A 25,970-nucleotide genomic window follows, 5' to 3' on the forward strand; every position below is an offset into this window, starting at 1 on the left:
CCATTGTGCGGGGGCTTTTCTTTTCTATGGGGCAGGAAATAGTATAAGGTTATACAATTCAACTACTCATGGGCTCTTAGCTAGGTATCTCCAACATGACATCACGCTCAACAAGGTGGCTGCTTGCTCCCGTTATTGCTGTACTCTTTACGACAGCCGTTTTAGCGATTGAATTTCCCATTAGTGTGCCTGATTCCGAACATCTGATTATCGCAGATGGGATCACCGATAGTGAGATGGAAAGTGTCTTTCAATGTTCGGTATTTGAGAAAAGTGGTCAAGCTATTGATGATGAAGGGCGCATTGATGTATTGGTTTGGAATATCTACAAGCAAAACAAAGAAACTTGGCAACCTGAATTGACCAAGCTACTTAAAGGAAAACAACTTGGGCTTCTACAAGAAGTCAGCTTTACGGATGAATTTAAAGACTGGTTATATCAACTGGATTGGGTAGGGCAACAAGTGAAAGCGTTTGAGTCATTTGATGTGAGTGCGGGTGTGTTCAATATTACCCAAGTTTACCCCATCCGAGTCTGTGCTCAGTTAGATGCAGAACCTTGGATTCAGATCCCTAAGTCAGCGTTATTTGCTACCTATCCTTTGTCTAATGGGGAAGTGCTTGCGGTAGGTAACCTGCATGGTATCAACTTTACCATAGGTACTAAGGCGTACTCAAAGCAGCTAAAACTGTTAGCGAGTAAGCTTGAGCAACATAATGGGCCAGTCATTCTTGGCGGAGACTTTAATACGTGGAGTGATGCAAGGCTTGAACAATTGACAGAGATTGTATCGTCGGCAAATCTTGAAGAAGTACAATTTGAACCCGATCAACGAACACAATTTATGGGTGGCCATGTATTGGACCATCTTTATTACCGCGGCTTGGAGCTAAAGAAAGCAGAGGCGCCCATCAGTGGCGCCTCCGATCATAACCCTATGATAGCAAGTTTTTCTATTGTAGAGGTTAAACGCTAACCTTAGTTACATCGACATACAGCTTGAGCTTTTGTCCTGGCTGTAGGTAGTTAGACTCATTAAGGTTGTTCCATTTAATTACATCGCTAGAGCTCACTTTAAAGCGATTGGCGATAGTGCTAATGCTGTCTCCGCTGCGGACATTGTAGTAAACGGTGCGCATTACAGCGCCTTGTTGTCCTTGCTTCCATACCACCAATTTTTGGCCAACACGTAGTGTATCTTTAGGTGCCATGCCATTCCACTTTGCTAATGATTGCACAGAGACGTTATGGTTTTTAGCTATAGTCCAGAAACTCTCACCAGATTTTACTGTATGAGAGACCTTGTAGTCACCTCTGTTACGCGATTGGGTTTGCTTTAGACGGTTATCTGCACTTAGGGCATAAGTACTGTCTGATTGCGTAGACGTTGGAATTAACAAGTAGCGTCCAGCTCTAATATTAGAGTCTGACATGCCATTGGCATTTTGAATGACTTTTATGGTGGTGTTATGCTTTTGAGCAATAGCGCCTAAGTTGTCACCCGACTGAATTTTGTAGCGAACCAGTTTGACACCTTTGCCTCGATTTTCTTCGACCTTGGCTAAGAATTGATCTTTCTGATCAGCAGGGATTAATAGCTTTTGTGGCCCATCTGGAGCGGTAGCCCATTGATTGTAAGCTGGGTTGTAGCTTTGCAGTTCCTTTACTGGAATATCGGCATATTGCGCAGCGATGCCAAGATCAAGTTGCTCTTTAGGATCTACTTCGACCAATACTGGCTTGTTGGCAATCGGTGGGATTTTTACACCGTATTTCTCTTGGTTTGCCACAATATCTGCAATTGCCATCAATTTAGGCACATAAGCGCTGGTTTCTTTTGGTAATTGAAGTGAGAAAAAGTCAGTTGGCTTGCCATCACGGCGGTTTTTGCGAATAGCACTGCTAACACGACCACTGCCACTGTTATATGACGCGATAGCGTGATTCCAGTTGCCATCAAACCTTTCGTTTAGGTAAGTCAGATAGTTTAGAGCTGCATCGGTTGAGGCAACTACGTCACGACGACCATCGTACCAATAGTCTTGCTCAAGCCCGTACATTTTTCCTGTCCCTGGAATGAACTGCCATAGACCCGCTGCGCTGCCATGAGAGTATGCAAAGGCATCGTAAGAGCTTTCTACAACAGGAAGTAGTGCCAGCTCTAGTGGCATGTTTCTCTCTTCAATCTTTTCGATGATCAGATAAAGAAAAGGCTCCGCTCTTTTAGATACCGTTCTTAAATGGCTAGGGTGCTTGATATACCAATTGCGGTAGTATTCAACCATCTTATCGTCAGCTACAGGCAGCTCTAGTTGCATGCCAATACGCTTCCAAAGATCATCTTGTTGTTGGGCGGTGAGCTCTGGTGCTTTTTCAGTTTCTTCTACTGGTAACGTTTCTGCTTCAGTAGAGCCTTCAATGGGCTGTGTCTGTTCAGCTTGACTGTCTTCTGTAGTAGGAGGAAGCTCTGAGACGTCCTTATCCGTGGGCTGCTGTGGAGCCTGACAACCTGCAAGGAGCAGAGCCAGTATCCAACTATGTTTCAATCTCATTAAAAAGCCTTTCCTTTGGTGCTGAATATAAAAACTTGTCCGAGTTTACTTAATTAGAAGCCATCTTTCCATTTACGCAGGGCGGTAAACACGCCTTGTGGGCTAAGATCTTCTGTACGATGTGACACAGAATTGACAACCTCTGGTATTTCGACCCTCAAAAAAGGGTTAATCCATTTTTCCTGTTCAATAGTAGTCGGTAATGTTGGTTTTTGGTGAGCTCTGAGCTGATTTACTTTTTCTCTGTAAATTTGTAACTGCGGGTTACCGGGTTCAATGGCCATTGCAAATGAGAGATTGCTAGAAGTGTATTCATGAGCGCTATACACTTTGGTTTCTACGGGTAGAGCAGCCAGTTTTTGTAGAGACTGCCACATTTGAGCCGGAGTTCCCTCAAACACGCGACCGCAACCAGCCGAGAACAATACATCACCACAGAACAGCTTACCGTCACCTAGATAACCTATATGCCCTAGAGTGTGCCCAGGCAAGCCTAGAACTAAGAAACGCTCACCAAATAGGTCTAGCTGCTGTCCTGCATCAACCGAATGCGTCAAGCCTGCTACAGCATCGTTTTTAGGGCCTACTATCATGGTGTTCGGGAAGGCTCGTTTGAGTTCCGATACCCCGCCAATATGGTCAGCGTGGTGGTGGGTAACTAAGATAGTGGTAAGTTCTAGTTGGTGCTCTTCTAGGTAAGACAGCACCGGAGTAGCATCACCGGGATCAACAACCGCACATTGACCTTGTTTATTGTGAATAAGCCAGATGTAATTATCATTAAATGCGGGTATGCTTTTTACGACTAACATTAAGATATTCCTATTGTTTCTGTACGGATGACTGCTGAATGCGACCAGCTCGGATATCACGAAAAATAACTCAGCCCCATTCTTGGGACGACTTGCCTAAACATGCTTGGGTGCGTGATGCGATTCAAATGCGTTTGGATGAGTGGTGCCCAAAATTATTTGGCTATCATATGCTTAAGCTTGGCGGCCTAAGTTGTGAGATTACTAGCTGCAACTGTAACATCCAGCACCAAATCAACCTAGATATAGAAAATCCAATTCACAGTATCGTAGCCGATGCGTATGACTTACCTTTCCTAGAGAAGAGCATAGACGTTGTTCTAATGGCACATCAACTTGATTATTGCTTAGATCCACACCGCTTATTGCGAGAAGTGGATCGGGTGATGATTGATGATGGTTATTTAATTTTAACGGGTTTTAATCCTATTAGCTTATCGGGATTAAATAGCTTGATGCCATGGCGAAAGAAAAATTTGCCTTGGAGCGGGCGAATGTTTACGCCATATCGTGTTCAGGATTGGCTTAGTGTATTGAATTATCAAGTGGTGCACATGGACAGTTATGGATTGATACCATCGAAAAAGCAACGTGCAGTATGGACTTGGATAGAAAATGGGATTGGGGGTTGGAGCACGCTGTTTTGCAGTCAATATTTTATTGTGGCTCGCAAGAGAACGTATCCGCTTAAACCGATAAAACCTCACTGGAAACTGAAACAAGGTCTTTCTCCAGTGAGGGTGAATTGCCGAGTTAAGCCGGAAATCTAGTCAGACTTATATAGTTTAAGAAGGCTGATAACCGGTATCTTCATCAGTAGGGGCTTCTGCTGCGAGACGAGCAATTTCGTCACAAATTTCATTTTCCCTATGTCCGGCATGGCCCTTTACCCATTTCCACTCTACTTGGTGGCGCTGGTTTTCTTTGTCCAGTGCTTGCCATAGGTCTGCATTTTTAACGGGTTTTTTATCAGCCGTTTTCCAACCACGTTTCTTCCAGTTGTGAATCCACTGAGTAATTCCCTGACGTACATATTGGCTGTCTGTTGTAAGAACGACCGTACATGGCTCTTTAAGAAGCTTAAGCCCTTCAACGGCTGCCATCATTTCCATACGATTATTAGTCGTCAGTGTGAAACCTTTGGCTATCTGTTTTTCGTGCTCTTTGTAGCGCATGACGATGCCATAGCCACCTGGACCCGGATTACCTAAGCAAGATCCATCTGTGAAAATCTCAACCTGTTTATTCATGATTTGATATGATTGTCTGTATAGAGGCCTTCCTATTAGTCTGACACAGTTTTAATTATGAATACTAGTAACAATTCGCGCCGCATTGTGGTGCTCGATACAGAAACTACAGGTATGAACCGTGAAGGCGGCCCTACCTACCTTGGTCACCGAATTATTGAGATCGGTGCTGTAGAGATAGTGAACCGTAAACTAACGGGGCGTCACTTCCATGTCTATATCAAGCCAGATCGTGAGATTCAGCCTGATGCAATTGCAGTCCATGGTATTACCGATGAATTCTTGCGAGACAAGCCAGAGTATAAAGATATCCATGAAGAGTTCTTAGCATTTATCGATGGAGCGGAGCTTGTTGCTCACAACGCGCCCTTCGATGTTGGCTTTATGGATAATGAATTTAGCAAGCTAGACCCTTCTATTGGCAAAACGGAAGACTACTGCAAAATTACTGATTCTTTGGCAATGGCCAAGCGTATGCCAAACATGCCAGCGCGTAAAAACCTAGACTCATTGGCTAAGCATTTCACCATCGATATTTCAGCGCGTGTATTGCACGGCGCTTTACTCGATGCTGAGATATTAGCTGATGTGTTCTTGTTTATGACTGGTGGGCAGACTGCGATACAGTTTGGTGGAGATAGCAGTGGAGAGGGCGGTGGAGCAGGCATTCAACGGGCTGCATCGGGAAGGGCTCCTCTTAAGGTAATTAAGGCCAGTGATGATGAGCTTGCAGCTCATGCTGAGAGGTTGACGCTTCTTTCTGGCGAGCCAAGCTGGTAATAAAATATTAGAACAAAGCAGCCCTGCGATTACATTAATCGCAGGGCTTTTTTTTTTAGCTCTAGGCTTCAGTTTCGCTTAAGACCTGCTGTTGCTTTACTGAGTTAGCTGGTAGCTCTTGTGGGTCAAAGTCGTCGACATTAATACTACGAAGTCGATGCTGTTCTGCTTCCACTAGTATTTCTGCCTCTTCTTTACTGATTACATTGGCTTCGAGTCCTTGCTTAGCAATAAGGTCTAGTCGGGTGAAAGACCTACGCTGTTCAAGGGCGTTACACACTTTGTCGAAGATAGGTTCAGCCTGCAAGACTACGGTTAGAGCGAGTTCTAATTGACCTTGAACACAGTACTTCGATGGTTCTAAGTATTGATTGCGTCCAAGTCGGGAACGAGTCGCGCTTGGTGTTTGCAGAATCTTAGCTACCTCACTATCCAGCACGTCTGACGGTGCTTTGCGCACACGCCCAATAGGCATGAGCAAGATACGAAGTTTGAGGCCCATCCATTTTACTGGGAAGTTAACTAAAAAATCGTGCATTGCAGATTCGATCTTGAATAAGCTATCTTGAGCTGTCCAATGCACCAACGCGAGATCCTCTTTAGGACTGCCATCCAATTCAAAGCGCTTGAGCATAGCAGAGCATAGATAAAGCTGCCCTAGCATGTCGGCTAAGCGTGCAGATAGACGCTCTTTACGTTTTAACGATCCTCCTAAGAAAGCCATAGAGATATCAGAAAGAAACGCAAGATTAGCACTGTAGCGATTGAGCTGTTGATAATAGCGCTTGGTTTCATCGTTGGTCGGCGCGTCAGACCCATAACCATCGGTAGTCCCGAAAACTAGACTACGAGTAAGGTTACTCATCGCAAATCCAATATGACTGAATAGGGCTTTATCAAATTGTGCCAATGCATTTGGTGCTTCAGAGTAGGCCATTTCCATTTCTTTGAGGACATAAGGGTGGCAGCGAATGGCACCTTGGCCATATATCATCAATGAGCGAGTCAGAATGTTTGCGCCTTCAACCGTTATTGATATAGGAGCGCCTTGATAAGCACGCCCTAAAAAGTTAGAAGGCCCCATCATTACGCCCTTACCACCGGCAATGTCCATAGCATCAATCGACGCCCTTTGACCTAAATGAGTACAGTGATATTTAACAATGGCAGAGATAACGGAAGGCTTAGCACCATTGTCAATAGCGCCCATCGTTAGTAAATTTGCTCCTTCAAGTAAGTAAGCGCTCCCTGCAATTCGGGCTAGCGGCTCTTCAATACCTTCCATTCGCCCAATAGGCTGTTTAAATTGACGACGAATGCGAGCATACGCACCAATAGCGAGAGCATTAGTCTTAATGCCCCCCGTATTAGCTGAAGGTAGAGTAATCGCACGCCCTACAGATAAGCATTCCACTAACATTTTCCATCCTTGGCCGACCATATTTTGTCCTCCAATGATGAAATCTAAAGGAACAAACAAGTCTTCGGCTTGAGTTGGGCCATTTTGAAATGGAATGTTTAATGGGAAATGCCTGCGACCTATCTTGACCCCCTCAAGGTTGGTTGGAATTAATGCGCAGGTGATACCCAGATCTTCCTTGTCACCCAATAGGCCATCTGGATCTCTCAGTTTGAAGGCTAAACCCAGCACGGTGGCAACGGGTGCTAACGTGATGTAACGCTTATTCCAAGTTAGGCGCATACCCAGTACTTTTTTACCTTGCCATACGTCCTCACATACAACTCCAAAGTCGGGAATGGCTCCGGCGTCGGAGCCTGCTTCGGGACTGGTTAGTGCAAAACATGGAATTTCTTTGCCATTTGCAAGTCTTGGTAGGTAGTGGTCTTGTTGCGCTTTGGTACCGTACATTTGCAGTAATTCACCGGGTCCAAGAGAGTTAGGCACCCCAACTGTAGAAGCAACTACGATGGAAGTACCAGCGAGTCTTTGCAACACTAATGCTTGTGCATAGGCAGAAAATTCGAGACCGCCATATTTCTTCTTGATGATCATGGCAAAGAATTTATGGTCCTTTAGGTATTGCCATACCTCGGGAGGCATATCTGCCATCTCATGAGTAATTTGATAATCATTAATCATTGAACAAAGTTCGTTAACCGGGCCATCGAGGAAGGCTTTTTCTTCTACAGAAAGCTCAGATTTTGGAATGTCTTTTAAAAACTGCCAGTTTGGCTTGCCTTGAAACAGCTCTGCTTCCCACCACGTAGTACCGGCATCAAGTGCTTCTTTTTCAGTTTGAGACATGGGCGGCAGCATGCCCTTAAATAAAACTAAAACCTTGTTGGTGACGGTATTCTGACGCCACTTATCAAGCATCATAAATGCGGTGCCAGACAGTAAAACAACCCAAGCAATTAAAGAGAAGCCGGATAAAATGGAACATAAAACCAAGGCTGTCGTATTGGCTATAAAACCCGAAAACAGTGATGTTCGGTGATAAAGGCAGATGCCTGACACCACGAAAAGGGTAAGTAGAGCAATAAGTATTTCCATGTAAAAAGCATCTCCATTGAACAGTGTTACCCCTTAATAATAGGTAAGAGGTCTAACCAGTTCAAATTAGTATCGCAAATGTTAATTATTTGTAAAGTGGTATTGGTGGTGTTTTGTGAGTTGAGTCGCGAGCAGTATCAAAAGTGATTAGTCGGCGAAATAGTAGTCATTGAACCCTTTGAGTTGGAAATCTGCGAGCAAGAGTCTCGACACTGCTAAACTTTTCTTGATACATTCGATGCTATAGCAATGGCGTTATTAATCAGGAGAGATCAGCCATGTACCATGACCTTATTAAGGGTGAATTAAATGAAGCAGCCACAGTATTAGAGGCATTTCTATCGAACGATGAGAACATTGCTCAAATAGAGAAAGCAGCTAGAACAATTGCCGATTCATTTAAGCTTGGTGGTAAGGTTTTGTCTTGTGGTAACGGTGGTTCTCATTGTGATGCTATGCACTTTGCCGAAGAATTAACGGGACGATACCGAGAAGACCGACCAGGGTATCCTGGCATTGCTATTTCTGACCCTAGCCACCTTTCATGTGTGAGTAATGACTTCGGCTATGAAGCTGTTTTCTCTCGTTATGTAGAGGCGGTAGGCCAAAAGGGTGATGTGTTATTTGGGCTATCTACGTCTGGTAACTCAGCCAACATACTACGAGCTATCGAAGCGGCTAAAGCAAAAGGGATGAAAACCATTGCTTTGACAGGTAAAGACGGTGGTCAGATGGCAGGTACCGCAGATGTAGAAGTGCGAGTACCACATTTTGGGTATGCAGATCGTATACAAGAAATACATATTAAGATTATCCATATCATTATTCAGTTAATTGAAAAAGAAATGGAAGCTCAGTAAGGATACTGAGAGTTTATTAGCAGGAGATTACTATGTGTGAACTGCTTGGCATGAGCGCTAATGTGCCAACAGATATCTGTTTTAGCTTTACTGGCTTGATTCAGCGGGGGGGAAATACGGGCCCTCACACTGATGGCTGGGGTATTACCTTTTATGAAGGAAAGGGCTTTCGAACCTTCAAAGATCCCAACCCTAGCTGCGATTCAAAGATAGCTGAGCTGGTGCAAAGCTATCCTATCAAGAGTTGCGCAGTGGTAAGTCATATTAGGCAAGCGAATCGCGGGGCAGTTAATCTAGAGAATACCCACCCATTTACACGTGAGCTGTGGGGTAGATATTGGACGTTTGCGCATAATGGTCAATTGTCTGATTATCATGAAATGCAGACGGGTCGACATCGTCCTGTTGGCAAAACAGACAGCGAACTTTCTTTTTGTCGCATCATGCATAAATTAGAGGCACGGTTTCCTGAGCCTCCACAGGATATGCAGCCAGTCTTTGAGTACATGGTAACCCTATGTGATAGCTTAAGAGAGCTTGGTGTCTTTAACATGCTCCTCAGCGATGGTGAGTATGTGATGGCGTATTGCACAAACCATCTTTATTACATTACTCGTCGTGCTCCTTTTGGTAGAGCTACTCTTATCGATGAAGATGTAACGATCAACTTCCAAGAAGAAACGACACCAAATGATGTCGTGTCAGTGATTGCAACCCAACCTCTCACTGATAACGAAACGTGGCACAGATTGAAGCCGGGTGAGTTTACGCTATTTCAAAATGGCGAGGTGATTGCTGGGAATGCTCATGATCTTGTTGATGTGCCGTATGCAGCAGCAAAACCTAAATCTCAAGCGTCAACTGAGCCGTTAGAGAGTTAATCTTTGGCGGCTCGACGATGAGCCGCAATTAAACCAATTAAAAGAACCCAGTAGAAGTTAGTACCACCTCCGCTAGAATTGCTTTGTTCATTCATTTGGTCAGGTTCAGGTTCTGGTTCTTGAACTTCGTTGCTCACAATTTCTACCACACCCGTAACCCTATTTTGTTCTTCAGTTTTTAGGTGGACGGTATTTTCTGGGTCTATTTGATTATTTAGAACATCTGTTATCCAATAATCGTAATCAGCAACTTCAGTGAATACAGAGGTAACTTCCATTCCAGGGTGACCACACAATTTTGGACCAAAGCTTGTAATGCCGACTAAAGTCTGTCGGTTGTCGTGTTGCCAATAAACTGGACCGCCAGAGTCACCATTACAAGTTGAGTTTTTTAAACCAGTATAATAGTTATAATTACCACCAAAACACAAATGGCTATCTAATATGTTATTGAAATCGAGACTGCAAGTATTTTTATCTACAAGGTGTAGATTTGTTTTTAGCAATTCCCCTTCATGTTGAGTGTCCATTGATATTCGTCCGTGGCCAACGGCCACAAAATATTGATTGGCTGCTTTGCGATATCGCTCATCAGTAGCTCTAGCAACAGGGAGACCGATGCTGGGAGAAGATTCTAGTTTTAGTATCGCGATATCATTCGGATATGATAAGAAGCCCGTGTCTATATAGTCTTTACGATAATAGATATCTGAAATTCGGCGACTTTGACCGTATTCTAGAGGATGGTCATAGAAGACGTTGTGAGGCTTGAAAACTACTGATGTATATAATTGGGCATCATTATCATCATAAATACAATGTGCAGCGGTAAGAACGTAATCATTATCAATTAAAACACCGCCACAATATGGTCGCCAATATGAGTCTTCACCGTACTCAACAGCATTTATATATAAGCTAACGAATGACGAGTATTCGTGGACGTTAGCAGGTAGGCCATTAACTATGTAAGAGGTGTTTTGAGGTGAAGCACTTTTTGTCACTGTTGCATTTGAGTGTACCGAGAAACTGAATAGGGTGCACATCAATGCAAGTTTAAAATAACTGTTCATATTGTTCATATTTCAAAAGGTTTGGAAAAGAATGAACAGTTTATCGACAAAAGGATACGGCATTCCATATGCAACAGTCGGTTGTTTTTTATTCGCATGTCGTTTTTGTGATGAATATCAATAATGTAATATTGTATTACTTTATTGAGTGGTGGTTTATTAATAAAAAAAGCAGCTCAAAGGCTGCTTTTTAGATGTTAATTCTTCCAGCTTATCTCACCAGAAGCTATCTGTCGGACTATGTCGGGATAGAGTTGGTGTTCTGCTTTTTGTACCTTAGTCATCAGACTTTCGGCATCATCATTCGCAGTGATATCGACTTTAACTTGTCCAATAATCGGGCCACTATCGAGTTCAGGAGTCACAAAGTGAACGGTACTTCCGTGTTCTGAATCTCCAGCATCAATGGCACGCTGGTGGGTGTTAAGTCCAGGATACTTGGGAAGCAGTGAAGGGTGGATATTGATCATCTTACCTAGGTAGTGCTCAACAAACTCATCACTGAGAATTCTCATGTAGCCAGCGAGTACCACCAAATCTGGTTGGTACTCGTCGATTTGCTTCATCAAAGCCATATCAAAACTTAGACGGTCAGCAAAGCTCTTGTGAGATAAAGCATGGGCTGGAATCGTCGCTGTTCTTGCTCGTTCAAGGCCGTAGGCTTGTTCTTTATTACTAAAGACAGCACAAATTTGACCTTGAATGTCACCACTTGCACAGGCATCAATAATGGCCTGAAGGTTACTTCCGTTTCCGGAGACAAGGACGACGATTCTAGTCATGATTAACGGATCTCTACTTGCTCTTCTTCGCCATTCGCTTCAGCGATTTGACCAATAACCCAAGCATTTTCGCCCTCTTCATTTAGAAGAGCAACGGCTTGCGCTGCTTGATCTTGAGGTAGAGCAACGATTAGACCAACACCACAGTTGAATGTGCGGTACATCTCGTGCGTAGTAACATTACCGTTCTCTTGAAGCCAGTTGAAGATAGTCGGCCAGTTCCAGCTGTTGCCGTCGATAACTGCTTTAGTTCCTTCAGGAAGAACGCGTGGGATGTTTTCCCAGAAGCCGCCACCAGTAATATGAGAGATAGCGTGGATGTCATGCTTCTCGATCATTTTAAGTGCTGACTTGATGTAAATCTTTGTTGGTTCTAGTAGGTGCTCACCCAGTGGTTTGCCTTCGAGATCTTGGTTTAGATCTGCGTTAGAAACCTCAAGAATCTTACGAACTAGAGAATAACCGTTTGAGTGTGGACCGCTTGAACCTACAGCAATCAAAGCATCACCGGCAGCAACTTTAGTGCCATCGATAATGTCTTCTTTCTCTACAACACCTACACAGAATCCAGCAACATCGTAATCGTCACCTTCGTACATGCCAGGCATTTCTGCAGTTTCACCACCAATAAGCGCACAGCCAGACTGAACACAGCCTTCAGCAATACCAGCAACTACATCAGCAGCGGTGTCTACGTCGAGCTTCCCTGTCGCGTAGTAATCTAGGAAAAATAGAGGCTCAGCACCTTGAACGATTAGATCGTTCACACACATAGCAACTAAGTCGATACCAATGGTGTCGTGCTTTTTCATATCTAGTGCAAGGCGTAATTTAGTACCAACACCGTCTGTACCCGAAACCAGTACTGGTTGCTTATATTTGGTAGGCAGTTCGCACAATGCGCCAAAGCCACCAATGCCACCCATGACCTCTGGACGACGTGTGCGTTTTACAGCACCCTTAATTTTGTCAACCAGTGCGTTGCCAGCGTCAATGTCTACACCAGCATCTTTGTAGCTAAGAGAAGCCTTGTTACTACTCACGGGAAATTCCTCGTTTAGAAAAAGTTAGGGAAGAAAAATCGGCGCTATTCTAACAAGGGATGATCGACAATAGCAAACGTTTGCGTGGTTATTTCTAATTGTTATTGATTTGAGCCCCTAGATGGCAGTTAATTATTGCAAATAAAAGGAATACTTAACCAGATATACAGACTCATTTTTGTGAGAGTCGTAAATTACATTCGTTACATAGGATTAATTGCCTCTAGAGCGCAGTGTGACTCGTAACTTGGTGTCGTTTGGGTATATAATTCATAGGTTTGTTGATTTTAGACTGGAGAAAGGCATGAAAGTCGTTGAGGTAAAACACCCTCTTGTGAAACATAAGTTGGGTTTGATGCGCGAAGGGGACATTAGCACGAAGCGTTTTAGAGAGTTAGCTACGGAAGTAGGTAGCCTACTCACATACGAAGCTACTGCAGACTTCGAAACTGAGCGCGTGACGATCAATGGATGGGATGGCCCAGTTGAAATAGACCAAATAAAAGGTAAAAAAGTTACTGTAGTACCCATTTTGCGCGCGGGTCTTGGCATGATGGACGGCGTGTTAGAACACGTACCTAGTGCAAAGATTAGTGTTGTTGGTGTTTACCGCGATGAAGAAACCCTTGAACCTGTTCCTTACTTCAATAAATTAGCGTCATCTATTGATGAGCGAATTGCATTGGTTGTTGATCCAATGCTGGCAACGGGTGGCTCTATGATTGCAACTATCGACCTCCTTAAAGAGCAAGGTTGTAAAACGATCAAAGCACTTGTACTTGTAGCTGCGCCTGAAGGTATTGAAGCACTTGAAAAAGCTCACCCTGATATCGAGCTATACACAGCTGCGATTGATGAGTGCTTGAACGATAAGGGCTACATTGTTCCTGGTCTAGGTGATGCAGGCGACAAGATCTTCGGTACTAAATAATACCCAATAAACCAACAATAGTAGGGAGCTATCTTGTGACTCTACTTGTTGGTTTTGCAATCTTTGCTTATTATTTTCTAACTACTTCATATTATTGAGTTATTTATGCGATTTTTGGCTTGTATGCTAGCGGCGTTAACGTCTTTTTCTGCGTTTGCAGTCACTAAGGTCAATGTGTTTGATACCGAAGCTGTGGTGATTAAACAGAAGGAAGATGCAAGATATAGTGGAGAAGAGTTAGCTCGTCGCGAAGGCATGAGAGATGTTATCGTTCGAGCAACCGGTGACGCTGCCTCTTTGGATAACGAGGTTGTAAAGAAAGCTGTTACTCAAAGTAGCCGCTTTCTTTCCACGATTACTCCATCTGAGAAAGATGGACAGCCAACCCTAAAAATGTCCTTCAACCCCAAACAAATTCAAGCTTTACTTGCTCAAGCAGACTTACCCTACTGGCCTGATGAGCGTGCTCGTTTGCTAGTGTGGGTTGTTGAAGATAATGGGTATGATCGCACCATAAGTTGGGAACAGTCTCAAAGAACCTCTATTGCAAACCTAAGATACGTTGCGGCTCAAAAGGGCCTGCCTATTACGGTCCCAGTAGGTGATATTGATGATGTGACTAGCATTCAGCCGACTGAAGTATGGGGTAACTTTACCAAGCAGATCTCAGACAGCAGTCGACGTTATGATGTCGATGCAGTGGTCGTTGCGCGTATTACCCGTAATGGCAGTCAGCAGAATTTGCGTTGGACTTTATATGATGACAAGCCACAATTCATCGCTGATGCATCCTTGTCTCCAGTGACGGGTGAAACGTCGGGCACAAATAAGCAAGTGACAGAGACATTTGTTGCAGACCTTGGTCGCTACTACGCTAAAAAAAGCTCAGCTAAGGCGAGTGGAGAGATTGCCTCTTCTGTTGTTGTTAACTTTGAAGGAGTAGTTGAAGCCCAGTCATTCTTTAACATAGAGCGTATGTTAGAGAACTTATCTAGCGTAGCGTCAGTCGAGCTTATGCATGTCATGGGTAGCTCGGTCGATTTTCAAGTGAACCTCATTACTGATAAAGCAGACTTTGAACGTCAGCTTCTACGTAGCAACAAAGTAAGCAAGGTTGAAGCTCCTGAGTCCGTTGCTGTTGAGTCCGCTTCTGAAACGCAGGTTGAATCTACTTTGGACACAACGCAATCAAGTGCAGAATCGGCAACTGTTGAGAACACTGACACACCAGTATCTAAAGAAGCTAAGTTGACTACTGAAGAGTCAGCAGAACCTAAACCTGAAATACTGATGTATGAATGGCGCTCTTAGAATAAACAAATAATACTGCGTTTATTGATAAGCCAGTAGCTCTTGCTACTGGCTTTTTACTGCTTCAAGCCAACCCACGTTCAAAGACGTCATTTTTCAAGTCCTCACTCAAACCTCTGAGTTTTTCGTTTTTTTACTAACCACTTCTGTTTTTTTGCTTATTTAACCGCAATCCCATCAAAATTGACTTACTCAGAATAATATAAACGCTAATCGTTACCGGTAACTTGAGCGGAATTATGCTGAAAAAAGGGCTTTAAATGATTAGCAATCCAATTATAAAAGGTTTTCATCCAGATCCATGTGTTTGTCGTGCGGGCGAGGGCTATTACATTGCAACCTCTACCTTTGAGTGGTTTCCAGGTGTTCGAATATTTCATTCTAAGGATCTAAAAAACTGGAAGTTGGCTTCAATGCCTTTGGATACCGTTGAAAAGCTAGATATGAAGGGAAATCCTGACTCTGGTGGTATCTGGGCACCAGCTCTTAGTTATGCTGACGGTAAGTTTTGGTTACTCTACACCGATGTGAAAGTGATAGATGCACCTTGGAAAAATGGTCGCAATTACTTAGTCACTGCTGAACATATAGAAGGCCCTTGGAGTGATCCTATTCCTATGGGGAATGGTGGGTTTGATCCTTCATTATTTCATGCCGATGATGGTAAAAAACATTATGTCTATCGCACTTGGGGACCGAGAAATCATAGCGATCCTATCAATGAAATAGTGGTGCAAGAGTACGATGTCGCGTCACAAAAATTAGTCAGCAACAGGCAACCCATATTCAATGGTACGGATCTTAAATACACAGAAGCGCCTCATCTGTATAAGAAAGATGATTACTACTATCTGCTTACAGCAGAGGGTGGGACAAGCTTTGAGCATCATGTGACTGTAGCTCGCTCTAAACACCTATTGGGGCCTTACGAGGTGTCTCCGCACGGTGCGTTGCTATCGACTTGGCATACCCCAGAAAATCCACTGCAAAAAGCAGGTCACGGCTCCTTGGTTGAAACGCCAGATGGTGAATGGTTCATTACTTACCTAGTGAGTCGTCCGTTGAAATTTGCAGGCAGACCAAGGCTTGCAAAGTGGGGGCGAGGCGCATGCTCTTTGGGCAGAGAAACGGGTATTGACCGTATTGAGTGGAAAGATGGTTGGCCTGTCGTAGTAGGTGGAAAGCATGCGAAATTGGAAATCCCCGCATTTAACCTTGCCGTTGTCTCTCCTGCTGAGAATGAGTCGGTATATGATGACTTTTCTACTGAATCATTGCTTAGTCATTGGCAAACATTAAGAATTCCCTTTACCGAATCTATGGGGAGCTTGAATGAAAAGCAGGGCTATTTACGCTTGCGTGGTAACGATAGTTTGCTGTCGACATTTGAACAATCAACGGTAGCGACTCGTTGGCGTCATCATAATTTTATGGCTTCAACTAAGCTTGAATTTGAACCAACAAACTTCCAGCAGTCAGCGGGCTTATGTTGCTATTACAACACTAGTAATTGGACCTACTTAGCTGTTGAGTTTGACGAGGAGCGCAAACGTCGCTGTTTACGTGTGATGCAAGTGGACAAACAGGCGGCAAGTTTTCATTTCTATGATAATGAATCCATAGAGATTCCGGACGATGTACGCAGCATATGGCTTAGCGTGAATGTCCAGAGCCTGACTTATCAATACAGTTACTCATTTGATGGCAAAGTGTGGTGCAAGCTACCTTTAGTACTTGATGCTTGGCGTTTGTCAGATGACTACATTGATGGGAGGGGTTTCTTTACGGGCGCCTTTGTAGGGCTTCACTGCGCAGATATCAGTGGGTTTGGTTGTCATGCCGATTTTGAAGAGTTTAGCTATGAAGCAATTAATGTGTAGCTAGTGTGTTTGCCGATTAGCGCTTTGACAAAAAGCCCTATTAACGAATAGGGCTTAGTTTTACTCGTTTGACTGGAAAGCTAGCGACCAAAACGCTGTTGCTCTTCTTGCTTATATTCAGAGAGCTTCTTCAGTTTTAATCCCAATTCTCTTCCTCGTAATCGGCTATACAAGGTATTCCCGATAAACGCGATACTGGTCAACAATACTTCCACAATGGCAAGAACTCTCTCGCCTTCATCAACATACACCAAGGTGAGTGAGTGTAGGAAATAAAGCAGCAGTACGAAGTTTGCCCAAGCAAAGGTGTAAGGCTTTTGTTGTAATATCCCCTTTACTGGAAAGAGCAAAGGCAGTGCCCAAGCAATGGTTAAAAACCACGGGCTAAATTCCATTGGTGGGGATATAAGGCTATGCCAAAGTATGACCCAAGCTAAAAGCGCAAAGTGTCCCGTTTGAGCCACTCGTAGCCATAATCTTGTCTTTGGTGCCATTTCAGCAGGGGAAGAGATTGGCATTATAGGATCTCTAGTACCTGTTGTGGTGGACGGCCATGTCGAGCTTTGCCATTGGCAATCACTATTGGGCGCTCGATAAGCTTGCGGTTTTCTAGCATAGCGTTAAATAGGTCTTGTTCTGAAAGCGTTTCATCCCCAAGGTTGAGCTCTTTATAAATGGCTTCCTTCGTGCGCATCATTGCTCGTACGTTAGGCAGGCCAAGCTGAGCATAAAGACCTTGTAGCGTTTCAATGTCTAGATCCGCATCTAGATAAAGCACAACCTCTGGAACAATACCATTTTCTTCTAATAATGCGAGTGTTTCTCTGCTTTTTGAGCAACGAGGGTTGTGATAAATAACAACAGACATGAAGTTTCCTTTTCTAATTTTGTAGCGCCATAAATTGGTCGCGTTCTTGTAACAGTTGGTCAATGCGCGCATCAAAACGTGCTTGTTGAAGACTGCCTAATTCAGATAATTGGGCTGCCTGAGTAAAGCTTTGGATCGCTCGATTCCAGTTGGCATTTAGGGCGTACAACTCTCCTCTCGCAGCTAGCTCATTTGCAGAGTCACTTAAGTTTGCATGCGCTTTACTGAGCAGGTGCCAGCCGTTAGTATCTTGCGGATTATCGTGTGTATATCTTTGTAGCATTCGAATAGCCTGCTCATTTCTCTCAGCTTCAATCATTACATTGGCTAAGTTGATCTGAAGTACAGGGTTACGGGGCTTGGTTTTTAGCGCTTCCTCAAGAAGTGCTTCTGCTTTTTCGGGGGTTTTCTTCTCAATGTTAAGGTCAGATAAAGCATCCAATACAAAGTTACTGTGAGGGAACTGTTTTTGAAGGGCGAGTAACAACTCTTCAGCTTTATCTAATTGTTTGGTATCGAGATAAACTAAGGCCTTACCATATTCATAAGCGGGTTTGATGGTCTTGGAAGCGGTCTTTTCTTTTCTTACCAACCAATCCATTGCGCCATCACTACTAATACCTACATATCGGGCCACCACGCGCGCTTTCGCCATATGGAAGTCTATAGCAGGAGCTGCAGGGCTGATAGGGTAGGCATCCGCTCTAGACCGAGAATCGGTAATACGATCTTCTGGTAATGGGTGAGTCAGCAGCATGGGTGGTGGTTTGCTCGCGTAACGATATTGATCCGCCAAACGGCCAAAAAAGCTAGGCATCGCATGAGGATCGTAACCCGCTTTGATTAGGGTGTTCATGCCAACACGATCAGCTTCTTTTTCGTTGCTTCGCGTATAGTTGATCGCACTTTGCATCGCGCCGGCTTGGGTTGCCGTTAATGCTGCGATACCGGCTTCAGGCGCTGCAATTGCCAGTAAAATAGACCCGGCAAGAGCAGCTAGCGTTATTGGGTTTTTCCTGGCTTGGTCTTCCATTCGACGAGCTAAGTGTCGTTGGGTAACGTGAGCGATTTCGTGCGCCACTACTGAAGCGAGTTCACCTTCTGAGTTAGCATGTAAGAAAAGACCGGTATGGATAGCAACGTGTCCACCGAAAAAGGCAAAAGCGTTAATGTTTCGGTCGCGTATTAAGAAAAACTCAAACGGGGTTTTTACATCTTCGGCATTTGCGACAAGGCGATATCCCAAGCTTGAAATATACTCAGATAAAACTGGGTCGTTGATGACCGGCTGGCTCGCTCTAAGAATGCGCATATAGGCATCGCCATAGTTTCGCTCTTGGTCTATGGTCAAGGTACCACCCGCCGTTGTCCCTATATCAGGCAAGTCTGAGGTATTGGCTAGACTGGAAGAGCTAAGGCTCAACGTTGCGCCCAAAAGCATAGCTAACACTGAAGGTGCACGTTTCAAAATAGAGGCATTCATTGTTTTTCTTATGTCTGATCCTGTTCCGTTCTTGAAGAGGTATACAACTGTAGACTCTGCAATTTGCATTTGGTTTCTTGGAAAGCGCATTAACGAGAGCTATTAACAATTTGTACACTAGGTTAGCACGGGATAATAGTGGTTTTGAACTAAAAAAGATTTACAATAGACGTATTTAGAATAAACAGAAGTCGCTTTATTATGTCGATGAAAGTCATTGATCTTACTGATGAGCGATGTCCAATGAGCTTGTTACTGGCGAAACGCGCCAGCAGGGACCTCAAAACATCTCAGAGCCTTGCCTTTTTGGTGGCGGAACTGAGTTCTGTAAATGATATGCAGGCCTATTTTTTACGTCACGACATGCTCGTGGATGTGAGGAAAACCCCTCACTATTATTACTTAACCATAACTAAAGAGTAGACCCCATGCTTGATATGATGAAGCAATGGTATAAACGCCGATTCTCAGACCCTCATGCTGTTAGCCTTGTTGCGATCATCTTATTTGGTTTCATTACCATCTATTTCTTCGGCCATCTTATAGCACCTTTGCTGGTGGCTATTGTCTTAGCCTATCTTTTAGAGTGGCCCGTTGTGCAGTTGATTAGGATGGGTATCCCTCGCACCTTTGCGGTGATAATAGTCCTGCTCATGTTTGTTGGCTTGGTCTTGATTGCCTTTATTGGCATTGTCCCAACCATTTGGCAACAGATCGGCAATCTAATGAACGATGTGCCTAACATGTATCTCGAACTGCAGAACTATATCAATAGCATCCCTGAGCGGTATCCTGAGCTGGCTACAGTGACCAATGTTGAGTTTGTTTTTGCGGATATGAAGAACAAGTTCGTTGGTCTTGGCGAGAGCATAGTTAAGGGCTCGTTAGCTTCTTTAGTCAGTTTAGCAACGATAGGCGTTTATTTAATATTGGTACCGCTTTTGATCTTCTTCTTGTTAAAAGATAAAGAAGAAATGTTGAGTATGCTAGGGGGAATGCTTCCTCAAAACCGCAATCTTGCCTACCAGGTATGGCATGAAATGAACGATCAGATCTCAAACTACATTCGAGGTAAAGTCCTAGAGATTTTAATTGTCGGCGGTGTAAGTTATGTGACCTTTGTGATTCTGGATCTGCGTTACTCAGCGCTACTTGCCGTTGCGGTAGGTCTATCGGTTTTGATTCCGTATATTGGTGCGGCTGCTGTGACTGTGCCAATTGCAATCGTTGGATTGTTCCAGTGGGGACTAACGCCACCGTTTTATTATCTATTGATTGCTTACGGCATTATTCAGGCTCTAGATGGCAATGTGCTCGTTCCCGTTCTATTTTCTGAGGCGGTAAATCTGCACCCTGTCGCGATTATTATCTCGGTATTAGTGTTTGGCGGGCTGTGGGGATTCTGGGGGATCTTCTTCGCAATACCTTTGGCTACGCTAGTAAAAGCGGTAGTGAATGCTTTTACTCATCCTAATTTGGATGCTGTAGAGTAGCGTTAAAATATTATAAAAAAAAGCCAGTCGATTATGACTGGCTTGTTATTTTTAGGCTTGGTTTAAATAATCCAACACCACCTCATGGTGGGTTTTGGTTTTGAACTTATTGAACACATGCTCTATTACACCCTCCTCGTTGATGAGGAAGCTAATTCGGTGTAGGCCATCGTAAACCTTCCCCATGAACTTTTTCTCTCCCCAAACACCAAAGGCATCTGCGGCTGAGTGATCTTCGTCTGACAGCAAGGTGAAGTTAAGGCTGTCACGTTCGATGAATTTTCCTAGTCGCTTGACGGGGTCGATGCTGACACCGAGCACTAAGACATTGTGTGCATCCAGTTCAGCTTTAACGTCACGTAGCCCTTGTGCTTGAACGGTACAACCAGGAGTCATTGCTTTAGGGTAGAAGTAAAATAAAACTTTTTGTCCTTTAAGATCTTTTAGAGAGACAGTGTTCCCATCTTGATCCAAAAGTGAGACATCGGGTGCTGGAGTACCAGCCGTTAATGTTTGCATTGAATTTCCTTAAACATTATCCGTTGTTAATGAAATTAAGAGAACCCTTGACGCTGAGTGAATCGCAAAGGGATGTGAAGTCTTCTTGAAGTTGCATCAGGTTGTATTCATCTGATAAAGAGGCGGAAAGCGCTATCTGGAACTGGTCTTCATCCCGCGCTGTTTTGTCTTTACTTAAAGTGCGTGCACTCAATGCGCTTATGCCTATATCTCTATCTGCAAAAAAATGGGTAATCTGCTCAGTAAGACCAATTTTATCGGTTGCCTGAACATTCGCCTCTAGAGTAAAGCCTTGAGCGATTTCTTTGTGAGGTGATGTACGTTTAACAACAGTGATAAGGTCATGCTCTTGACCGAGTTGCGGCAGTGAATGCTCTACGCGGGTGACCTGCGATGCTGTACCTGATATCAACATGATTAGGGTAAAATCATTGCCAAATAGCGCTATTCTGCTGTCAATGATGTTACAGCCAAGATCTGAGACTAAATGAATGATTTTGTTGCCAATACCTGGACGATCTGTACCAACGGCAGTAATGACTAGGTGCTGCGCCATAGTGTTATCCTTCGACTGACAATAATCTTATTAGCATACACGGAAACAATTGTTGTTGTGTCTGTAAATGTTAGAAATTCTAACATGATTAACATCTGTCGTTTTTTCAAGGTCGATAGCGTCAAACTGTATGCAAATAAATGGTAAATAATTCACGGCTAAGCCTTTATCCGCTTGTGTTATCTAATCTCTATCAAGTACCATGCGATATCAATGAAATTTAGGGAGTGAATCATGTTTTCAGGAAGTATCGTTGCTTTATTAACGCCTTTCAATATCGATGGTGAAGTGGATTACCAAAGTCTCAAGAACTTGGTTGAGTATCATATTGATGCTGGCACCTCTGCGATTGTAGCCGTAGGTACTACAGGTGAGTCAGCAACACTTACCGTTGAAGAACATGTGAAGGTCGTTAGTAAGGTAGTTGAATTTGCTGACGGGCGTATTCCCGTTATTGCAGGTACTGGGGCAAACGCCACTCACGAAGCTATCACTTTTAGTCGTTTACTTAACAATTCTGGTATCGCAGGTTGTTTAAGTGTCACGCCATATTACAATAAGCCGACTCAAGAAGGCTTGTATCAGCATTTCAAAGCCATCGCTAAAGTGAGCGCTGTGCCTATTATTTTGTACAATGTTCCTGGTCGCACCGGTGTGGATATGCAACCTGAAACCGTTGCACGCTTGGCTAAGATTGACAATATTGTTGCAGTCAAAGATGCCACAGGCGATCTCTCTCGTGTGGAAAAGCACAGGGAACTTTGTGGTGAAGACTTTATCTTACTAAGTGGTGACGATGCCTCGGGTCTGGATTTCGTTAAACTAGGTGGACACGGTGTTATCTCTGTGACCAACAACATTGCCGCACGCGATATGGCGGATATGTTTAAGCTAGCTGAACAAAATAACTATGCAGAAGCGGAAATTATCAACCAGCGTTTAATGGGCCTGCATACGGGACTGTTTGTTGAGTCGAGCCCAATTCCTGTGAAATGGGCTGCCCATGAGTTACATTTGATTGAAAATGGCGGGTTACGTTTACCGATGACGCCGTTGTCAGAAGCCGGCCAAGAAGTGGTTAAGGCAGCATTGGCACAAGCCAATATCAGCTAAATCTATTATCTACGATTCACGCCTTAACGTAGGCGTGAAGAGTCAGGAGTTTTAATGAAGTTTGTTAATCAGTTAGTGCTTAGTTCACTGGCTGTCGCTATTTTAAGTGGTTGTGCGGGTAGTGCAGCAGAGCGTCGTCAAGCAAAGGACGACTTTAAATATCTAGACGCAAAGCCTCTTGATGTACTTGCCTCGCCCCCAGAACAACAGCTCGAAGAGTATCCTAATTATCAGATCCCTAAGGGTGAATACATTGGTGGTACGGGAAGAGAAGTCGACATCAGACCGCCGCAGCAAGTTCTAGAACTCATTCCTGGTGCGCGTACAGAGCAGCGTGATGGAGTGATTACCTTGTGGCTGTTAACTGAAGATGAACGTGACAAGGTCTGGCAGACTGCACAAGATATGATGTCAGCCCGCGACATCAAGTTGAAAGAATCGACTGACGACAGCATTGAAACCGACTGGATCGTTTGGGAAGAGGAAGATGAGGAAGAAACCCTTAGTAGCCGCTACCTCATTGAACGATTTGAGCAAAACGCTCGTTATGGTTTCCGAATTAGCTTGATTGCTTGGAAAGAAGGTCGTGAGGAGCAGACGGTTAGCTACACCAATAAAGAACGCTATAATACCTTGATGACCAACTTAGTAATGTCTCGCTATGACCAAGCGGTGCGTGAAGAAGCGGCAAAGCAAGCATTAGAATTGGTTAAAGTGATTCCTCTGAGCATGGGTAAAGATCGCAGCGGTCTACCTATTATTATTGCGCGTGCACCTTATGATGCCTTCTGGCAACGCATTCCAGAGCTGTTGCCAGTTATGGGCTTTAACATTGATGAACGTAATCAATCTCAAGGTGAAATTAAGGCTTCGTTTGCGCCACCAAGTGATGAATTCTGGGAGAGTGTGGGGACTAAGCCACTGAGTTACAACTCAGAGACTTACACATTCCTATTGGGTGATTTAGGTAACCGAACCTCAATTAACATCACTGATGCTTCGGGTAAGCCAGTGACTGAACCAATGCTAGAAGAGATGATCCCAGTACTAGCGACTATGATGCAGCAAAGTACTGAACCAAAAGAATCAGAATCGAACTAATCGCTGATACTGAAAATTAAAAAAGGAGCATCACTATGTGATTGCTCCTTTTTTTGTCTACGAGAAATCGCTACTCACCGCCACTCTCGCCATCATCATTAGAGTGACTAGGGCTTTTCTCTTTTAAATGTTTATTGGTCTTCTTTTGACGCTCTTCATCCAACTCTTTAAGTCGTTCAATATCGTCTTTCTGATCTCTAGACATAGTACCTACCTTCATATTTGCAGTGTATTTAAGTGCTGCAATATTACCGACAACAACGCTAACCACGATGGCAATGATTACCCAAGGATTGAACAGTAAATCTAAAAACATGCGTGAGATGCCCTACGTAGTTGAAATATTGGTAATATATTGAGTGTAGATGCTATCGAGGTGCTTTAATACCTCGAGGCTTCCCTCTATTGGGTTTTGCTCCAGTGCTTCAGTCAGTATACTTTGAGTCAATTGCTTTAAGGCTGCGCTAGAGGTGCGCTGGTGGCTAAGATGCCAAGGCTCTATAGCTACGCCCCCCTTGTCTTTAGAATAGGGGAAAAAGAAGCCCAGTTGCTGCGTATTAGCAAGCAACCACTGATAAAACGGCGCTTGATGTCCCTCTAAGTATTCCCATGGCTCTAACTGAAGCTTACTCTCTGAAGGCAGAAGGTTATGAGCGTATAAATCAAAATCACAGCCCCAATGATGACGGCTTGCTCCGGGAAGTGCAGACCAGCGCAATATAGCGTGAATGCGATCTTCTACAGAAAGAGACTTGGCATCAAGTATGTGGCCATCACTATCCAAAACGGGTCTTAGACCTAGGTATTTGCTGTTCCATATAAGGCGCTGCCTTTCATAGTCACGATAGCCGCTGGCTATTGCGACCTTAAATCCCTCTTTTTCGGCAAGAGTGACCAGCGATAGAAGCGCCGATACCACATCCTTATGAACCAATACATTCCGCTCGTTAATATTAAGAGTCGTAAGGTGTGATTGGCTTAGTCCGGTAAGTTGCTGGTGATTCCATTCGCTAGTCTTCTGCATATTATTGGCCTAGTAGGTTAACTAGAACGTTTTGGTACATATCAGCCAGCAGGTCTAAGTCATCAGCTTTAACGCATTCGTTCACCTTGTGAATCGTTGCGTTTACTGGACCGAGCTCAATTACATGGGTTCCCATCTTAGCAATGAATCGACCATCTGAGGTGCCACCTGTGGTAAGCAATTGAGGCTCTACACCGTTTACTTTAGCAACGGCATCAACGACAGCAGTTAAGAGATCACCAGTATCGGTTAGGAATGGTTCGCCATTTAGCGTCCACTTTAGGTCATAGTCAAAATCATATTTATTCAGAACCTCATAGACGCGTTCTTTGATCTGCTCATGATGGATCTCAGTACTGTATCTTAGGTTGAACATTGCGTGCAATTCCCCAGGAATGACGTTGCTCGCACCCGTACCGCTATTAAGGTTTGGAAATTGAAAACTTGTTGGTGGGAAGAACTCGTTGCCGTTGTCCCATTCGATTTGGCTTAGCTCAGCCAACGCAGGGAGAGCATGGTGAATTGGGTTCTTGGCAATATGTGGATAGGCTACGTGTCCTTGAATGCCTTTAACGGTGAGTTCTCCAGTAAATGAGCCTCGACGACCATTCTTAACGACGTCACCCACCTTATCAGTGCTTGATGGTTCACCGACAATGCACATATCAATGATTTCATTGCGGGCAACAAGGGTGTCAACGACTCGGGTAGTACCGTTGATGAATGGACCTTCTTCATCTGATGTAATCAAAAAAGCGATAGAGCCTTTATGGTTAGGGTGTTCTGCGATAAAACGTTCTACCGCAACAACCATAGAAGCTAGCGAACCCTTCATATCAGCTGCACCGCGACCGTATAGGTAGCCATCTTTTATCGTCGGCTCAAATGGAAGCGTGTGCCAATCGTTGAGGTTGCCTGCCGGCACAACATCCGTATGCCCAGCAAAAGCAAACAAAGGGGCTTCTGAACCCCTACGAGCCCATAGATTGAGGGTATCTTCGAAATGCATTACCTCAATTTCAAAGCCAAGCGCTTTAAGGCGTTCAATCATAAGAGGTTGGCAGCCAGCGTCTTCTGGAGTAACGGATTGACGGCTCATCAAATCGATAGCCAAGTCTAAAACAGGACTTGAGTTCATCCTA

The 25,970-nt window shown here is 44.0% G+C and carries 27 protein-coding genes; 12 read left to right on the plus strand and 15 right to left on the minus strand.

The window, feature by feature from the left end; all coding sequences use genetic code 11:
* Positions 1-95: 95 nt before the first annotated feature.
* Positions 96-977, plus strand: a complete 882-nt coding sequence (locus tag OCU48_RS03500) for an endonuclease/exonuclease/phosphatase family protein (protein ID WP_141343735.1) — start codon at positions 96-98, stop codon at positions 975-977.
* Here OCU48_RS03500 and OCU48_RS03505 read toward each other — a convergent pair.
* Positions 967-2,553, minus strand: a complete 1,587-nt coding sequence (locus OCU48_RS03505; protein WP_141343736.1) for a lytic transglycosylase — start codon at positions 2,551-2,553, stop codon at positions 967-969. The genes OCU48_RS03500 and OCU48_RS03505 overlap by 11 nt on opposite strands.
* Before the next feature lie 53 nt (positions 2,554-2,606).
* Positions 2,607-3,365: a hydroxyacylglutathione hydrolase gene (gene gloB / locus OCU48_RS03510; RefSeq protein ID WP_141343737.1), complete on the minus strand. Its 759-nt coding sequence runs from the start codon at positions 3,363-3,365 to the stop codon at positions 2,607-2,609.
* Positions 3,366-3,403: 38 nt separating this feature from the next.
* On the opposite strand from gloB, the gene OCU48_RS03515 reads away from it, so the two are divergent.
* Complete coding sequence (locus OCU48_RS03515; protein ID WP_141343738.1) at positions 3,404-4,135, plus strand: class I SAM-dependent methyltransferase; 732 nt, start codon at positions 3,404-3,406, stop codon at positions 4,133-4,135.
* Between the two features lie 15 nt (positions 4,136-4,150).
* Here the strand turns inward: OCU48_RS03515 and rnhA are convergent, their stop codons facing one another.
* The gene (gene rnhA, locus OCU48_RS03520) at positions 4,151-4,615 is read right to left on the minus strand and encodes a ribonuclease HI (RefSeq protein ID WP_141343739.1); all 465 of its coding nucleotides are present in this window, start codon (positions 4,613-4,615) and stop codon (positions 4,151-4,153) included.
* Between the two features lie 57 nt (positions 4,616-4,672).
* Here rnhA and dnaQ point away from each other — a divergent pair, with 57 nt between their 5' ends.
* On the plus strand, positions 4,673-5,395 hold the full coding sequence (gene dnaQ, locus OCU48_RS03525; protein WP_141343740.1) for a DNA polymerase III subunit epsilon: 723 nt from the start codon (positions 4,673-4,675) through the stop codon (positions 5,393-5,395).
* Positions 5,396-5,456: 61 nt separating this feature from the next.
* On the opposite strand, the gene fadE is transcribed toward dnaQ, so the two are convergent.
* On the minus strand, positions 5,457-7,910 hold the full coding sequence (fadE, locus tag OCU48_RS03530; protein ID WP_141343741.1) for an acyl-CoA dehydrogenase FadE: 2,454 nt from the start codon (positions 7,908-7,910) through the stop codon (positions 5,457-5,459).
* A gap of 278 nt (positions 7,911-8,188) precedes the next feature.
* Between fadE and lpcA the strand changes: the two genes are divergently transcribed.
* Complete coding sequence (gene lpcA / locus OCU48_RS03535) at positions 8,189-8,770, plus strand: D-sedoheptulose 7-phosphate isomerase (protein ID WP_141343742.1); 582 nt, start codon at positions 8,189-8,191, stop codon at positions 8,768-8,770.
* A 32-nt stretch (positions 8,771-8,802) separates the two neighbouring features.
* Positions 8,803-9,651 (plus strand): class II glutamine amidotransferase, encoded by an 849-nt coding sequence (locus OCU48_RS03540; protein WP_141343743.1) that lies wholly within the window; start codon positions 8,803-8,805, stop codon positions 9,649-9,651.
* On the opposite strand, the gene OCU48_RS03545 is transcribed toward OCU48_RS03540, so the two are convergent.
* From OCU48_RS03545 to purM, 3 genes are all read right to left on the minus strand, one after another.
* Positions 9,648-10,724, minus strand: coding sequence for a S1 family peptidase (locus OCU48_RS03545; protein ID WP_167496137.1), 1,077 nt, complete (start codon positions 10,722-10,724; stop codon positions 9,648-9,650). The genes OCU48_RS03540 and OCU48_RS03545 overlap by 4 nt on opposite strands.
* Positions 10,725-10,921: 197 nt before the next feature.
* Complete coding sequence (gene purN, locus OCU48_RS03550; protein WP_141343745.1) at positions 10,922-11,506, minus strand: phosphoribosylglycinamide formyltransferase; 585 nt, start codon at positions 11,504-11,506, stop codon at positions 10,922-10,924.
* A 2-nt stretch (positions 11,507-11,508) separates the two neighbouring features.
* Positions 11,509-12,549 (minus strand): phosphoribosylformylglycinamidine cyclo-ligase, encoded by a 1,041-nt coding sequence (purM, locus tag OCU48_RS03555; protein WP_141343746.1) that lies wholly within the window; start codon positions 12,547-12,549, stop codon positions 11,509-11,511.
* A 304-nt stretch (positions 12,550-12,853) separates the two neighbouring features.
* Between purM and upp the strand changes: the two genes are divergently transcribed.
* From upp to OCU48_RS03570, 3 genes are all read left to right on the plus strand, one after another.
* A complete protein-coding gene (gene upp, locus OCU48_RS03560) occupies positions 12,854-13,480 on the plus strand; it encodes a uracil phosphoribosyltransferase (protein ID WP_141343747.1) in 627 nt (208 codons plus the stop codon).
* A gap of 105 nt (positions 13,481-13,585) precedes the next feature.
* Complete coding sequence (locus tag OCU48_RS03565) at positions 13,586-14,791, plus strand: DUF2066 domain-containing protein (protein ID WP_141343748.1); 1,206 nt, start codon at positions 13,586-13,588, stop codon at positions 14,789-14,791.
* A 260-nt stretch (positions 14,792-15,051) separates the two neighbouring features.
* On the plus strand, positions 15,052-16,671 hold the full coding sequence (locus OCU48_RS03570) for a glycoside hydrolase family 43 protein (protein WP_141343749.1): 1,620 nt from the start codon (positions 15,052-15,054) through the stop codon (positions 16,669-16,671).
* A gap of 80 nt (positions 16,672-16,751) precedes the next feature.
* On the opposite strand, the gene OCU48_RS03575 is transcribed toward OCU48_RS03570, so the two are convergent.
* The 3 genes from OCU48_RS03575 to bepA are packed head-to-tail and all read right to left on the minus strand — an operon-like array spanning position 16,752 to position 19,010.
* Positions 16,752-17,189: a DUF2069 domain-containing protein gene (locus OCU48_RS03575; RefSeq protein ID WP_141343750.1), complete on the minus strand. Its 438-nt coding sequence runs from the start codon at positions 17,187-17,189 to the stop codon at positions 16,752-16,754.
* Positions 17,189-17,539, minus strand: coding sequence for an arsenate reductase (glutaredoxin) (gene arsC, locus OCU48_RS03580; protein WP_141343751.1), 351 nt, complete (start codon positions 17,537-17,539; stop codon positions 17,189-17,191). The genes OCU48_RS03575 and arsC overlap by 1 nt, the downstream gene beginning before the upstream one ends.
* Positions 17,540-17,552: 13 nt before the next feature.
* The gene (gene bepA / locus OCU48_RS03585) at positions 17,553-19,010 is read right to left on the minus strand and encodes a beta-barrel assembly-enhancing protease (RefSeq protein WP_167496146.1); all 1,458 of its coding nucleotides are present in this window, start codon (positions 19,008-19,010) and stop codon (positions 17,553-17,555) included.
* Positions 19,011-19,229: 219 nt separating this feature from the next.
* Here bepA and OCU48_RS03590 point away from each other — a divergent pair, with 219 nt between their 5' ends.
* Positions 19,230-19,445, plus strand: a complete 216-nt coding sequence (locus OCU48_RS03590; protein ID WP_280176869.1) for a sulfurtransferase TusA family protein — start codon at positions 19,230-19,232, stop codon at positions 19,443-19,445.
* A 5-nt stretch (positions 19,446-19,450) separates the two neighbouring features.
* Complete coding sequence (locus OCU48_RS03595; protein ID WP_141343754.1) at positions 19,451-20,515, plus strand: AI-2E family transporter; 1,065 nt, start codon at positions 19,451-19,453, stop codon at positions 20,513-20,515.
* 51 nt (positions 20,516-20,566) lie between these two features.
* Here the strand turns inward: OCU48_RS03595 and bcp are convergent, their stop codons facing one another.
* Together bcp and OCU48_RS03605 are read right to left on the minus strand one after the other, a co-directional pair.
* The gene (gene bcp / locus OCU48_RS03600) at positions 20,567-21,034 is read right to left on the minus strand and encodes a thioredoxin-dependent thiol peroxidase (RefSeq protein WP_141343755.1); all 468 of its coding nucleotides are present in this window, start codon (positions 21,032-21,034) and stop codon (positions 20,567-20,569) included.
* Between the two features lie 16 nt (positions 21,035-21,050).
* On the minus strand, positions 21,051-21,590 hold the full coding sequence (locus tag OCU48_RS03605) for a glycine cleavage system transcriptional repressor (protein ID WP_141343756.1): 540 nt from the start codon (positions 21,588-21,590) through the stop codon (positions 21,051-21,053).
* Between the two features lie 234 nt (positions 21,591-21,824).
* Here OCU48_RS03605 and dapA point away from each other — a divergent pair, with 234 nt between their 5' ends.
* Both dapA and bamC read left to right on the plus strand, forming a co-directional pair.
* Complete coding sequence (gene dapA / locus OCU48_RS03610) at positions 21,825-22,703, plus strand: 4-hydroxy-tetrahydrodipicolinate synthase (protein WP_141343757.1); 879 nt, start codon at positions 21,825-21,827, stop codon at positions 22,701-22,703.
* Positions 22,704-22,757: 54 nt separating this feature from the next.
* Complete coding sequence (gene bamC, locus OCU48_RS03615; RefSeq protein WP_141343758.1) at positions 22,758-23,804, plus strand: outer membrane protein assembly factor BamC; 1,047 nt, start codon at positions 22,758-22,760, stop codon at positions 23,802-23,804.
* 70 nt (positions 23,805-23,874) lie between these two features.
* On the opposite strand, the gene OCU48_RS03620 is transcribed toward bamC, so the two are convergent.
* Genes OCU48_RS03620 through dapE form a run of 3 tightly spaced genes read right to left on the minus strand, consistent with a single transcriptional unit; the run spans position 23,875 to position 25,966 of the window.
* Positions 23,875-24,120, minus strand: a complete 246-nt coding sequence (locus OCU48_RS03620; protein WP_141343759.1) for a DUF2897 family protein — start codon at positions 24,118-24,120, stop codon at positions 23,875-23,877.
* 12 nt (positions 24,121-24,132) lie between these two features.
* Complete coding sequence (locus OCU48_RS03625; RefSeq protein ID WP_141343760.1) at positions 24,133-24,828, minus strand: M15 family metallopeptidase; 696 nt, start codon at positions 24,826-24,828, stop codon at positions 24,133-24,135.
* Position 24,829: 1 nt separating this feature from the next.
* Entirely contained in the window at positions 24,830-25,966 is a 1,137-nt protein-coding gene (dapE, locus tag OCU48_RS03630; RefSeq protein WP_141343761.1) for a succinyl-diaminopimelate desuccinylase, read from the minus strand.
* Positions 25,967-25,970 lie beyond the last annotated feature (4 nt).

Source organism: Vibrio inusitatus (assembly GCA_024346935.1).
Lineage (GTDB): Bacteria > Pseudomonadota > Gammaproteobacteria > Enterobacterales > Vibrionaceae > Vibrio > Vibrio inusitatus.

Excerpts from the sequence above, each read along its gene's own strand:
- OCU48_RS03605 (WP_141343756.1), bottom strand. The coding sequence starts at position 21,590 with ATGGCGCAGCACCTAGTCATTACTGCCGTTGGTACAGATCGTCCAGGT.
- bcp (WP_141343755.1), bottom strand. The coding sequence starts at position 21,034 with ATGCAAACATTAACGGCTGGTACTCCAGCACCCGATGTCTCACTTTTG.
- OCU48_RS03515 (WP_141343738.1), top strand. The coding sequence starts at position 3,404 with ATGCGACCAGCTCGGATATCACGAAAAATAACTCAGCCCCATTCTTGG.
- dnaQ (WP_141343740.1), top strand. The coding sequence starts at position 4,673 with ATGAATACTAGTAACAATTCGCGCCGCATTGTGGTGCTCGATACAGAA.
- OCU48_RS03570 (WP_141343749.1), top strand. The coding sequence starts at position 15,052 with ATGATTAGCAATCCAATTATAAAAGGTTTTCATCCAGATCCATGTGTT.
- OCU48_RS03625 (WP_141343760.1), bottom strand. The coding sequence starts at position 24,828 with ATGCAGAAGACTAGCGAATGGAATCACCAGCAACTTACCGGACTAAGC.
- dapA (WP_141343757.1), top strand. The coding sequence starts at position 21,825 with ATGTTTTCAGGAAGTATCGTTGCTTTATTAACGCCTTTCAATATCGAT.
- OCU48_RS03540 (WP_141343743.1), top strand. The coding sequence starts at position 8,803 with ATGTGTGAACTGCTTGGCATGAGCGCTAATGTGCCAACAGATATCTGT.
- upp (WP_141343747.1), top strand. The coding sequence starts at position 12,854 with ATGAAAGTCGTTGAGGTAAAACACCCTCTTGTGAAACATAAGTTGGGT.
- gloB (WP_141343737.1), bottom strand. The coding sequence starts at position 3,365 with ATGTTAGTCGTAAAAAGCATACCCGCATTTAATGATAATTACATCTGG.
- rnhA (WP_141343739.1), bottom strand. The coding sequence starts at position 4,615 with ATGAATAAACAGGTTGAGATTTTCACAGATGGATCTTGCTTAGGTAAT.
- OCU48_RS03565 (WP_141343748.1), top strand. The coding sequence starts at position 13,586 with ATGCGATTTTTGGCTTGTATGCTAGCGGCGTTAACGTCTTTTTCTGCG.
- purN (WP_141343745.1), bottom strand. The coding sequence starts at position 11,506 with ATGACTAGAATCGTCGTCCTTGTCTCCGGAAACGGAAGTAACCTTCAG.
- bamC (WP_141343758.1), top strand. The coding sequence starts at position 22,758 with ATGAAGTTTGTTAATCAGTTAGTGCTTAGTTCACTGGCTGTCGCTATT.
- OCU48_RS03545 (WP_167496137.1), bottom strand. The coding sequence starts at position 10,724 with ATGAACAGTTATTTTAAACTTGCATTGATGTGCACCCTATTCAGTTTC.
- lpcA (WP_141343742.1), top strand. The coding sequence starts at position 8,189 with ATGTACCATGACCTTATTAAGGGTGAATTAAATGAAGCAGCCACAGTA.
- OCU48_RS03575 (WP_141343750.1), bottom strand. The coding sequence starts at position 17,189 with ATGCCAATCTCTTCCCCTGCTGAAATGGCACCAAAGACAAGATTATGG.
- OCU48_RS03595 (WP_141343754.1), top strand. The coding sequence starts at position 19,451 with ATGCTTGATATGATGAAGCAATGGTATAAACGCCGATTCTCAGACCCT.
- OCU48_RS03590 (WP_280176869.1), top strand. The coding sequence starts at position 19,230 with ATGAAAGTCATTGATCTTACTGATGAGCGATGTCCAATGAGCTTGTTA.
- dapE (WP_141343761.1), bottom strand. The coding sequence starts at position 25,966 with ATGAACTCAAGTCCTGTTTTAGACTTGGCTATCGATTTGATGAGCCGT.
- arsC (WP_141343751.1), bottom strand. The coding sequence starts at position 17,539 with ATGTCTGTTGTTATTTATCACAACCCTCGTTGCTCAAAAAGCAGAGAA.
- OCU48_RS03505 (WP_141343736.1), bottom strand. The coding sequence starts at position 2,553 with ATGAGATTGAAACATAGTTGGATACTGGCTCTGCTCCTTGCAGGTTGT.
- OCU48_RS03500 (WP_141343735.1), top strand. The coding sequence starts at position 96 with ATGACATCACGCTCAACAAGGTGGCTGCTTGCTCCCGTTATTGCTGTA.
- OCU48_RS03620 (WP_141343759.1), bottom strand. The coding sequence starts at position 24,120 with ATGTTTTTAGATTTACTGTTCAATCCTTGGGTAATCATTGCCATCGTG.
- fadE (WP_141343741.1), bottom strand. The coding sequence starts at position 7,910 with ATGGAAATACTTATTGCTCTACTTACCCTTTTCGTGGTGTCAGGCATC.